The 12068-nt window shown below is 41.1% G+C and carries 7 protein-coding genes; 3 read left to right on the top strand and 4 right to left on the bottom strand.

What is annotated here, in order from left to right:
- Nucleotides 1-5 precede the first annotated feature (5 nt).
- The 3 genes from AB5542_RS07660 to AB5542_RS07650 all read left to right on the top strand — a co-directional run bounded on the left by AB5542_RS07660 (nucleotide 6) and on the right by AB5542_RS07650 (nucleotide 4805).
- Nucleotides 6-3359, top strand: a complete 3354-nt coding sequence (locus AB5542_RS07660; RefSeq protein WP_279040242.1) for an ABC transporter permease/M1 family aminopeptidase — start codon at nucleotides 6-8, stop codon at nucleotides 3357-3359.
- 71 nt (nucleotides 3360-3430) lie between these two features.
- Nucleotides 3431-3982 carry a DJ-1 family glyoxalase III gene (locus AB5542_RS07655; protein WP_087422303.1) on the top strand — a complete coding sequence of 184 codons (552 nt, stop codon included), beginning with the start codon at nucleotides 3431-3433 and terminating at the stop codon, nucleotides 3980-3982.
- 1 nt (nucleotide 3983) lies between these two features.
- On the top strand, nucleotides 3984-4805 hold the full coding sequence (locus AB5542_RS07650) for a DUF4846 domain-containing protein (protein ID WP_279040239.1): 822 nt from the start codon (nucleotides 3984-3986) through the stop codon (nucleotides 4803-4805).
- A gap of 169 nt (nucleotides 4806-4974) precedes the next feature.
- On the opposite strand, the gene AB5542_RS07645 is transcribed toward AB5542_RS07650, so the two are convergent.
- From AB5542_RS07645 to AB5542_RS07630, 4 genes are read right to left on the bottom strand one after another with little or no spacing between them, the layout of a single operon-like run.
- Nucleotides 4975-6546, bottom strand: a complete 1572-nt coding sequence (locus tag AB5542_RS07645) for a PKD-like family lipoprotein (RefSeq protein WP_279040237.1) — start codon at nucleotides 6544-6546, stop codon at nucleotides 4975-4977.
- 15 nt (nucleotides 6547-6561) lie between these two features.
- Nucleotides 6562-7299 carry a DUF4843 domain-containing protein gene (locus AB5542_RS07640; protein WP_279040235.1) on the bottom strand — a complete coding sequence of 246 codons (738 nt, stop codon included), beginning with the start codon at nucleotides 7297-7299 and terminating at the stop codon, nucleotides 6562-6564.
- Nucleotides 7300-7312: 13 nt separating this feature from the next.
- Nucleotides 7313-8746, bottom strand: a complete 1434-nt coding sequence (locus tag AB5542_RS07635; protein WP_270542768.1) for a RagB/SusD family nutrient uptake outer membrane protein — start codon at nucleotides 8744-8746, stop codon at nucleotides 7313-7315.
- A gap of 10 nt (nucleotides 8747-8756) precedes the next feature.
- Nucleotides 8757-12020, bottom strand: coding sequence for a SusC/RagA family TonB-linked outer membrane protein (locus AB5542_RS07630; RefSeq protein WP_270542767.1), 3264 nt, complete (start codon nucleotides 12018-12020; stop codon nucleotides 8757-8759).
- Nucleotides 12021-12068 lie beyond the last annotated feature (48 nt).

Below are 12068 nucleotides of genomic sequence, written 5' to 3'. Positions count from 1 at the left end.
TGAATATGCGTAACGTGAATATCGTGGCTCGCTATGAGTCTAAATTGTTAAGACGAGATATTGTTTTTCTGGGATTTGTAGTGATTGCCCTTGTCGGTATTTCGTTATGGCAGATGATAAAGCAAGGAAGAGTAAATGTGTTTTGGTATAAAGTGGCTCTTCCTTCTTCTTTTCCTTTTTTTAGTATGTATTACTATAACCTGGTACAAGTCCTGATTGCTTTGTTTGTGTGCATGGAGGTCGTGTACCGGGAAAGGAAAAAAGACGCGATGGAAGTATTCCTGTGCCGACCGTTTCGGAACAGTGAATACTGCATCGGTCGTTTTCTAGGAATATTCAGGATGTTCCTTTTCGTGAATATATGCGTGCTGTTGGTATGTATGTATATAAACCTTTGGGTTGTAGGAGCCCCTTTTAACGTGTGGATTTATGTTTTCTATCTGTTCACCTTGTCCATCCCGACTTTAATTTTTGTATTGGGCTGTGCGTTGAGTATATCGGCAATGGTCAAAAATCGTCCGCTATCTGTTTTAGTTCTGGGACTTTTGGGATTGGGTATATATTTCTATTTGGATGAGTGGCAGTTTGGAGCGTTTGACTTTTGGGGCAGGAATTTGCCGAATATGTTTTCGGACGTGGTAGGACACCCTGATTTGAAGGGGTATTTGCTGCATCGCTTGACTTATACCGGGTTGGGTGTTGCCGGAGTTTTATTCTGGGTCGCTAACATGAAACGTCTGCGGGACCATAAAGAACATCAAGGATTGCAATGGGGAAGTGGGGGAGTGGTTGTATTGTGCAGCGTGATCTGTTTGTTTTTATATTGGGATGCAATTCGGCAGCGGGAGTGCCGTTCAGAAGAGTATAGGCAAGCTTATGTCGAATATCAATCCCGACCTAAAGCACGGGTTACCAACCATGAAATCACCTACGAGTGGAAGGATGGAGAGATGTGGTTGGATAGCAGGATGACCTTACAGAATCGGAATCAGGAAAGGCTCTCGGAGATCGTGTTGTACCTGAATCCTTCGTTAGAGATTTATTCTCTAAAGGAGGCAGGTAACGATATGGGTTATCACCGGGATCAGCAGGTTGTCGTGCTTGAACGCCAGCTTTTGCCGGGTGATACCATTTCTTTGCATCTCTCCTATAAAGGTAAAATTGATGAAGCAATATGCTACTTGGATGTGCCTTTTGAAGAGCGGCATAATGTAGGAAGGTATGATCCCGGAAAGCGACGTGGATTATTCAATTTCGGAACTCGTTTTGCTTATCTGGGAGAAAACTATACCTTGTTACACCCGGAAATTCTTTGGTACCCGGTAGCTGTCCCCCCGATCAATATGGTATCACCATACGCTCGTGAAATAAATTTTTCGGAATATACTCTGCGGGTAAAAACACGGGATGGACAACAGGTTCTATCGCAAGGCGAGCCGGAATACGGAACAGGTGAAGTATTTTTCAAGAATAGGCAGAAATTACCCGGGATAACGCTTTGTATCGGGAACTACCATAAGAAAGAAATCGAGATCGGTAATCTTCATGTGGAATTTTATTATTTCCCCGACCATGAATTGTTTTTCGAGGGGTATACTGAAATTCAGGGAGAGAAATTGAGCAAGGTATTGGCCATGCTCAAAGGACGTTTGGAGGCAAGAATCGGGCGGGGCTACCCGTTTCAAAAATTGATGTTGGTAGAAAGTCCTCTCTCGTTTGTTTCTTTTTTACGGAAATGGAAAACGGGTAGCGAATTTGTCCAGCCTGAATTTGTTTTTTTGGGAGAACGGGCAGCAAGTATTCCTTCCTACGTTCCGATGACTGTTGCGAAAAAATTTGCAAAGGAAAGACAGGAGAATTTGGATGATCCGGAAGGGATTTATAGTGTTGAACGTATGGGATTGCAATCTAACGTCACGCTGCTTCAACAAAAGTTACATGACATTTTGCCTATGTATTACGATTTCACGGGATTCTTGTCTTCAGGTACTTATCCGGCAGCCAATATGCTACTTAGCAAAATGTTTATTTCTAAAAAGAAATATACAATAGGAAATACCGGTCTCAGACCGGATGATATGTTAGCTATTGATTGTTTAAAGCAAGCCAGCTTGAAGGAAATTCTTTCTAACGATTCGTTACCGGATAAAGTACAGGCAAGAATTTTCGAGTTGGAAGCAGGAGCATTGGCAGCTTATTTATCTACTTCTGTTGCCCCCGAAAAGTTGTACCAATTCTCGGAACAGCTCTCTTCCGGCACTCAATTTGAAGAAATTACTTTAGAACAGATCGCTCGGAATTTTCAGACTGATCTAGGGGTTGATTTACTTCCGTTTATGGATAAATTATACCAACGGGAGGGACTCCCGTCTTTTGATATAAGAGATATTCAGGTGCAGCAAATTATTACGGATGGCTTCCCGAAATATCAAGTTGGTTTTAAAGTATGGAATATGTCGGATATGGATGGGGTTATATCAATTCTTGCTGATGATGAAACGGTGGATGAATTTATGTCGAAACGAGAAGGAGGCATTGCCGTGGATTTTAATATGCCCCTGAGAGAGAAATATTACATGATTCCGGCCGGAGTATGCAAGGAGGTAAAATTTATCATGAACGGGGATCATGGTTACATCGGGACGAATTTGGCGGCTAATTTTCCCGGTGATTATAATATTCCTTTAGTAAAAGAAGGAATTTCCAAAATAAGGGAAGGCATGGAGGGCATTTGGGATATTGATCGTCGTTTCTTCGAAAATTCCGGCGAGATCATTGTTGATAACCGGAGTGAACAATTCCAGTTGATTGATTCCGGGGAGCGGAAAAGATTACCGTTCTTGACAAAGGAGCGTAAATTGACTTTTAAGGCGTCATTGGAGAAGAAGGAATGGACAGAAATGTTCACGGCAGAAAGCTATGGAATCCCCGTGCGGAGTGCTTTTGGTAAAGTTTCCGGAACCGGGGCGGGAAAGGCTATCTGGACAGCAGATATAAAGGAAACCGGGAAATATGAAGTCTTTTTTTATCATCAGGTTTCATCACTTACTTATCCCCCGATTAGTTCCGTTTTCACGGGTTCTTTGCTGCATTACAAGGTATGTAATAGCTTGATGGAAAAAGAGGTGATCGTGGAAGCGGATATTATTCCGGTCGGGTGGGTTTCCTTGGGAAAATTCGATTTTCCGGTCGGGAAGGCTCAAGTGATTCTGGATGACAGGGGTGGGGAGATCAAGGCTGATGCAGAGGATAAAAGTGCCGGTTTAGTGCAAGTTCATGGCGTGCCGGATGATAAATTACCAGTTAAGAAACAACTGATCATTGCTGATGCCGTGAAACTGGTGCGTGTGAAGGAGTAGTTTATTATTTAGGATTTGAAACCTGTTATATTTTTCGTAATTTTGGAGAATCATTTAAAACTACAAGAATTATGAGAAAGTCATTTTTATTTTTAGCGGATGGTTTTGAGGAGGTAGAAGCTCTCGGGGTTGTAGATGTTTTACGTCGGGGAACGATCGAAGTGAAAACGGTTTCTATTTCCGATAAGAAAGAGGTTACAGGCGCGCATGGAGTTCCTGTGATGGCCGATCTTTTGTTGAGTGACGTGAAAGAAGAAGAGGCGGAATTCTTGATTTGTCCGGGCGGAATGCCGGGAGCCAAGAATCTGGGAGATTGTACGGCATTGGTGCAAATGATTCAGAAACACTTTGACAAAGGTGGTTACGTGGCGGCTATTTGTGCAGCTCCGGCTTTGGTGTTGAGTAAGATAAAAATGAACAAAAGATATACAATGACTTGCTATCCGGGATTTGAAGAATATTTACCGGGTGCCGAAATGCAACCTCATGGCGTGGTGGTTGATGGTAACGTGATCACGGGTAGAGGTCCGGCGTATGCTTTCAAATTCGGTCTGGCTATTTTGGAGCAATTAACTTCCAAGAAAGTGGCTGAAGAAGTTGCGGCTGGAATGTTACTGGATTAATATGAAAAATTGCATTACCCTCTGCATCGTCCTGTTTTGTTGTCTGCAAGGGATAGGGCAGAACACTTTGCTCCGGGCGGATGGAAAAGAAATCCATACCCGGATTGTTCCCCCCGAGGGATACGCGAGGGTAAACGTGAAGGAAGGTTCTTTTGGTGAATACCTGAGGAACCTTCCTTTGCGTTCTCACGGGACTAAAGTGCATTATTTCGATGGCCGGGAGAAATGGAACCGGAGCGTGTATTGTGCCGTGGTGGATATGGAGATCGGTAAGCGGGATTTGCAACAATGTGCCGATGCCGTGATTCGTTTGCGGGCGGAATACCTATATAAGCATAAAGCGTATGACCGGATCCACTTTAACTTCACGAACGGTTTCCGTGCCGATTACACGAAATGGGCAGAAGGTTACCGGATCAGCGTGAAAGGGAATCAAGTTTCTTGGTACAAATCCAAAGAAAAAGACTACTCTTATAAAACTTTTAGAGCCTATCTGGACGTGGTGTTCGCTTATGCCGGGACTTTATCTTTGGCGAAGGAATTAACGTCCGTACCGGTGACTTCCATGCAGATCGGGGACGTGCTTATTCAAGGCGGTTCACCCGGGCACGCGGTCATCGTGGTCGATATGGCAGAGAATCCCGCAACAGGAGAAAAGTTGTATTTGCTGGCCCAAAGCTATATGCCGGCTCAAGATATTCAAGTGCTGGAGAACCCGAAAGAGCGTGATAAATCCCCGTGGTACACCCTCAAGGGAGAGGGCAGTATTTTGACTCCGGAATGGGGATTTACTTCAGCGAACCTGAAACGTTTTAAAGAATAAGAGTTGTAGTGTGTTATATTTTACCGAAGTAAAGAGATGATGTACTTAATGATTGAATAGTAGTGAAATTTAGAAAATACTAATACTAAACCGTGCCAGTCGAATGAAATATATTCATGATTGGCACGGTTTAAATTATTGTTTTTACTCTACTAACGGATGCAGATAATTATTTTCTTTCTCTAAATACAATATCAATCGGTTTGGCGAATCCTGGGTATTCTTTATATAAGGTTACTTCGTCATTCATTCTCTCCTTGATATTTAACATTCGAATCATACCTCCGGTTTCACCTCCTTTGGTTGAACCTACGATGAGACAATACTCACTTTGACCATATCCGTTCGGATCATTTCTGTTCCCATACTGAAGGAGGTTAAACTTGATAAATGTGATTTCCTCTCCGGAGAAGTTAATATCATTACCATCCTTATCTTTAGGAGTTAATTTTCGGCTTTCTTTGGTAACCATATCAAACTGATATATTTGGTTATCTACGACATAAAACAGAAAGTAATAATATGTGTGAACTGCGAACAATTTGGCTCGTTCGATGTCTGGAGCGTCTAACTGATAGTAATACTTTTCTAGTTGGGCAAAGGAATTTTGGTAAATGTTACCTAAACCGTGTAGCCATAATTTATTATTATTATCTCTTAGAATAATGAACGAGCTGGCGTAATTCTGGCGTGTGTTCGTGGCATAGACGAAGTCTTTCCCTGTAACCATGGGCCATATTTCCTTCTTTAAAGTCGGGATTCTGCAAGAGGTTCCGTTCCAGGTTAAGTCGAGTTGAACAAAGCGGTTGTTATCCGTGTCATAAAGTATCACTGGTGGCTCCCATTGAGAGGTTATATCTTCCCCACTTGTGATAACTACCGGAGCAACTTTGAATGTTTTTTCCTCTTCAAGAATATTATTTTTGGGTAATTCGTAGATATATCCACTTCCGACATTTTTGCAATATACTTCGGTGGTAGTTAATAAAATGTTTCTAGTATAACTCCAATCCCGGGGAGCAATGGAAGTTACGCAGGTCGGAATGAACGGTTCAGGTAACATTCCCATTTCGTATTTTAAATCGAAGGCTTCTTCCCATGTGAGATACTCTGGGTCCAGATAACAACTTCCTGTTTCTGTGATTAAGATAATCTTATCTTCCGTACTACTTGCGCCACTACTATAATTTACATTCATGAGAATACGTTTGGGCCCTTTTTTATTTGGTAGATTGAAGTCTTTGAGCAAGTCTCGAACCATGAATTCGTCCTCCCCGGCTTGGGAGATCATGTCTAGTTGGGTCATCCCTGCCTGATCGCTCAGTACGATCCAACCTGACGTAGTGGCAGTAATTACTTCTAGATCAAATTTTTGTCGCCAAGTTACTTGAGTCGTTTTGTCCAATACTTCCAGATAAACGTAGTATTTTGCGAGAGGAAGTTTGATAAGATAACTTAGATCTTTTTCTTTACCAATTTCAAACTCGAATTTATCATCTATCTTACCGTCCTGGAGTACGGCCGTCCAAGTGTACTCGTAATTCCCACCTGCTTGTGTGTTTTCCAGCGTCGGTTGAATTTTTAGCGTATCAACGTCTTTAAATTTGGTGACAATTCCACTTGGTAGACCGTTGATTTTAACTTCGTTAATCTCCTTATAATCGTAATTCCCTTCGTCTGAATAGCACGAGTATAGTAATATAACGCAAAAGGATAGTAATGTATATACTTTTGTTTTCATAATTTTCCGTATTTGTTATTGAGCTTGTGGGCCCATAGTCATTTCAGTAACTCCGTCTTCTTCGTAAATTGTTCTACCCGCAGTTTTTTCGTCAGCCAGATATTTTTTCATGTATTTACCGATGTATGAAGTTCGATAGCTCATGTAAGAGGCATCTAGAAATTTCTCTCGTTCGATACCCATCACGTCACATATTAGTTTGAACTTTTTGGGAGTGAACGTGCCTAGTACATAGGGATTCCATTGTTGTGGCCGTTGTGTCATAAACTCTGAGAAAATTAAAGTTTGTCTCAATCTGTCTGTCTGTACCCACGTGGTTCGGTCGTTGGAGCCAAAATCGTAGTAAGTCTTGAAATACTCGTTGTCCAGAAGTTCCATGTCGATGATTTTTTCTTCTGTTTGGAGGGCATCCGTACGTATCATAACAATCGGGATAACAAGAGTTGTTTCCCCGGCTTTTACCACGTATTGCTCGGCTAATGGTTCAAAGTCGACTCCTTCCACCGCATTCTTTGGGGTAAATTTTATATTGACAACCCGGTCATAATCGTAGACTTTACCGACAGCTTTGATATTTATCTCTTGGGTTTGCCTGTCGTATTTACTATCGACATAGGTAAAAGAGAATCGGGTGGTATCTGTCGTTTCGTTCATATAAATAACGTCTTCCCCGTTATAGGTTTCGTACTCGGAATCACAACTGTACTCTAACCAAAGTAGGGCAAATAGTGTAATAAGTAGATATTTTTTCATAAAGCATTCCATTTTAACGGTAATCAGTTTCACTTAACGGCAAGGGTATCACGTATTTTGTTGCATCCATTGTGATGGATTTTCCTTCCGAGAAAGAATATATGGAAGGTTCGTTTACCCTTTTGTAGTAAAAAAATAATTGTCCTTCTCCCCAGAATTCTCGTTTATACTCTTCCTGTACAGTCGAAGCCAAGTTATCGTTATTGGGTAATTCTGTTAATCCTCTGTTGTATAGTACTTTGTTTATGGCATCTAATGCTTCGGTAGCGTCAGTGGAAGCTTCTGCTATAATATAGTACATTTCGGTGATTCTTAGGATCGGGATTAGATGATTTAAGTTTGTCGTGGTTGATACATTTTCGTATTTGTGGAAACACTTATAGTCTCTTGTTGAGGCTTGTAACCATGTAGAAGAGTAGCGCCAGTCTTTGTCTGTCTCTTGTATAAAAAATTTGTCGAGATTTTTCTTGGGAAGATAAACAGCTGAGGGTTCTAGGTCCGGACTGAAATAATCCGTGAAGATATCACTTCGTGCAGAATGATATAATGAGAATATAATCTCTGAAGAAAATATACGGTCAGCGCTTTTCGTACCCCCCATGATCTCGCTGTATTTGGTGAAAGGAAACCATTGCTCTTGAACAGCAATGACTGCTCTCGCTGCTTTTACTGCTTCTTCGGTATTTCCTGCATATAGATTGACTCGGGCTTGCAGGGCTTTCACCGCGTAATAATTGAATCGTTGAGCCCTATAAGTATAATGATTTAATCCGTCTTCCGAATCTTGATTCTGAGGCCCATTTTCAATGATTGGATCAGATTTTTGTAGTAAATCCTCGGCCGTCTTCAAATCGTTGAGGATTTTCTCGATCACTTGATTTGCCGGAAGTATCGAGGTGGCAGAAATGGAATATTTCGTGTTATAGGGTATTGATTCGGCAGAGGGGGACTCTTTATAAATAGGTCCGAATAGGCGTAAAAGGTCAAAATGGAGGAATGCACGTAAGGCGTAAGTCTCACCTGTGATTAATTCTCTGTTTTGGCCGTTCAACACGTCTTGATTGAGTTCTGCGTATTCAAGTAATTTGTTACAATTGGCGATTAGGGAATAGGCTTTTTCCCAAATTGCGGCGAATTTTGCTTTGGCATAGTCTGTCGTGTAATCATAATTTCCGACTTTACTGATATCTGTCGTGTTTCCCGAGAAGTCATAACGTTGAGCCAATACTTCGATTCCCGTGACAAGTAAGTCTCCGCCATAGAGTGATTTGTCGTTTAATTCCACGTAAATTCCGTTCAGTGCGGTTCTGAAACCTTGTACGGTACTGTAAAGCTGTTTATCTGTTACTCGGTCTTCCGGTTTGGCATCGAGCCACGAATTACATCCCATTAACGTAAGTACGAATAGGAAGAGTAGACCTGTTAATTTGTATATTCTTTTATTCATAATTTATTTTTTAGAACATTATCGATAAAGAAAATGAAAACGAACGGGCAAACGGGTATTCTATTCCTCGTTCTTCTGTGATTGAAGAAATACGGAATAAGTCTGTCGTGTTTGCTTGTAAGCGTAACGATTGAATACCTAATTTCTGAATTGATTCCGAGTCGAAATCGTAACCGATTGAAATAGATTCTGCCTTGATATAGTTCTCTCTCATAACGAAACGGGATGAGATCGGGGTAGTTTCCGTGAGAGAAATACCCTTGAATTTAGCGATGTCACCTGGTTTTTGCCATCTATCGTATAAGGCCCGTTTGTCTTGATTGTATTTCAGTTGACTTTCGGAGATATTCTCTACTTTTTTGTAGGTTGCTTCGGTAAATACATCTGCTCCTAGACTATATCTGAAATATAAGGAGAAAGAGAATCCCTTGTAGTATAGAACGCTCCCCACGACACCTTCTAATTTGGGTTCGCTATTTCCAACAATTACTTCATCTTCGACATCATACTCGAAAGTGTATTTCCCATCCTTCGTTAGGAAAACCTCCCTTCCATCCGTGGGATTAATTCCCAAAGAACGTACAGCCCAGAGGGAAGTGGGACTACCACCATCGTAATATCTCACCAAATTTTTATTTCTATTTTCTTGATTGAACTGATCTAGACTATTTCCGATATTTCTATACTCTGCCGTCTGGTGTTTGAAGTTGGCACTTAATGTCCAGTTTATGCGATCGTGAGGCCGGTAGATTGGAGAATATTTAATCGTACCGCTGATACCCTTGGTCAGTTGTTTACCTAAATTCGTGAGTACCGTTTTGACTCCGACAGATGAGGGAACTGAAATGGAAGCTAAAAGCGGGTCTGTCGATTTGTTATAATAATCGAAGTTTACGTTTAATCTGTTATCCATTAACGTTAGGTCGAAACCAATATTCTTGTCAAGAGTCTTTTGCCATTTCAGATTCGGATTTCCGAAATTAGACACGATCATGCTGGCTCCGAAAGCATTCTGAATCCAGTTATTAAATGTGTAAGTTGTGTAGGATTGGAATGTCGAGAAGTTCTGGTTCCCCGGATTACCAATAGAGGCTCTGATTTTCAGTCTGTTTAACCATTGTACATTTTGCATGAATTTTTCGTTATGAAGATTCCAGGCAAGCCCCACGGCCCAAGTTTCTGAATAACGTTTGTTACTTCCGAAAACAGAAGCTCCGTCCAGTCGGATATTAGCATCAATCAAGTACCTGTTGTCAAAAGAGTATCCCCCGTTAAAGTAAAAGCTGTTCGACCGGGTAATGTATTTGGTATAGGTTGGTTTCTCTCCTTCGGCATATCCGGTGGCAAAGGAAGGACGTTTAAAATCTCCGATAGGAAATCCCGTGGAATAGTTTGTTTCGGAATTACTTTCGTCCGAACGCATCCGAGTTCCGATGACGGCATTCACTTGATGTTTTTCTCCGAAAACTTTACCATAACTTAACGTGATATCTCCATCGTAATAGAAATCTTTTCCACTTCCACTAATATAACGTCCCTTTTTGTCAAAAGAAACTTTGTCGTAGGAGGGGTCTAGAGGGGAAGTAAAATCATCGGATTTTGTCTGACTTAATCCTAAAGCGAAACGTCCTCTAAGTACGAGTTCTGGTAAAATTCGGTATTCCGCATTCAATTTGTTATCGAATTTGGATTTATCGCTTTTTTTAAAGCTATTGAGATTGGCATTGTAGATCGGATTTTCTACGGTATACTGACCGTTATAGGTGTTCATGTCGACTAGATACCGTTCAATTTCTCCCGAATTGGAATCTTTACGGTAGTAAGGGTTGGCTTTTGCAAATTCTGAAAAGGAAACGATGGGATCTTCTTGTTGGTAATAATCGTAGGACATTTTGTTATTTAACAGAAAATTTCCTTTCCGGTATGTGAGGTCAAAATTTGCTCCTACAAGGCTATTGCTGGATTGTTTCATTACTCCGTCTGTGCCATTGTACGTGAAACCAAGCCCGTAGCGAACAGCATCATCTCCTCCTTCAGCGTATACATTGTGTTTATGCGTGATTGCCGTGCGGAGAGGTTCGCTTAGCCAGTAAGTATCAACACCTCTTGCAATTTCTGCTTGATTCAGGTTGTAGAGACTGTCTAAGAAAAGTTGTTCATTACTGTTTCCGAGTTGAGAGGTATATCTGCCTGCTTTTTGTTCAAATTCAAGTTTTTCTTTGGCATTCATCAGGTTATAGTCGGAAAGGTCTGGAATGGAAATATACAGATTCCCGCTATAAGTTACCCGGAATTTACCTGGTTCTGGTTTTTTCGTTTCAATGACGACGATACCATTGGCAGCCTTGGCTCCGTAAATCGCTGTCGAGGCAGCATCTTTTAGAATGGTAACAGAGGCAACCCGATCCATGTTCAGATCGACAATTGTTTTCAGATCTGTTTCAAAACCGTCAAGGATAAATAGAGGTTGGTTGGGATCTGTACCGAATTCTTCTTTTAGACCGATCACGCTACTTTTTCCCCGGATTTCAATATCGGGAAGACGATTCGGGTCAGAACCGTAATCACGACTTTCTAAAATAGAGAACGAAGGATCTAGTGTTTTGAGGCTTTGGAGAACATTCTGGCCGCCAACTCTTTTTAATTCTTCTGCTTTGAATGTCGCTGTTGCTCCAGTGAAACTTTCTGATTTACGTTCAAAGATACCGGTAACGACAACTTCATCAATCTCTAATTTATCTTCTTGAAGGATAATGGTTATCTCTTTTTGCCCGGTGTATCGGAAATATTGTGTTTTCATTCCGATAAAAGAAAACACAAGAGTATCATTCGGTTGAAGTTTGATCGTGAAATTGCCTTGGGGATCAGTAGTAATTCCATTGCTGGTTCCTTTTACCAAAATTGTCACTCCCGGTAGAGGCAGATTTTTTTCATCTTTGACGGTTCCTTTCAATACAGGTTGTTCTTGGGAGACTTCTTTGGGTGCAATAATGATAATGTCATCCTCGAATTTGAAGGTATATTGCGTGTTATGCAAAATATCCTTCAATACGTTTTCGACAGTTTCTTCTTGTACATCCAAGGAGAAGACTCCCATTTGTTTCGCTTGTTCTGAATTGAACACGAAATAATATCCGGTTTGCCGTTGAATTTCGTCGAATAGAGTTTTGATCGGAACCTCCTGTAAACGGATGTTCACCCTCTTTGATTGCGAATAGGTCACAGCGGATAAACTCATGTTAAAGAATAACATAAATACGATAAAGATTTTCATGATTAATGGAAATTTGTGCCGGTGTACTATGCGGCAATGAGGCCTAAT

Origin of the sequence: Butyricimonas sp. RTP31003st1_G1_RTP31003_210430, from assembly GCF_040920905.1 — a bacterium.
Classification (GTDB): Bacteria; Bacteroidota; Bacteroidia; order Bacteroidales; family Marinifilaceae; genus Butyricimonas; species Butyricimonas paravirosa.
Note: the sequence above shows the minus strand (reverse complement) of the source record. Positions and strands in the feature narration are given on the sequence as shown.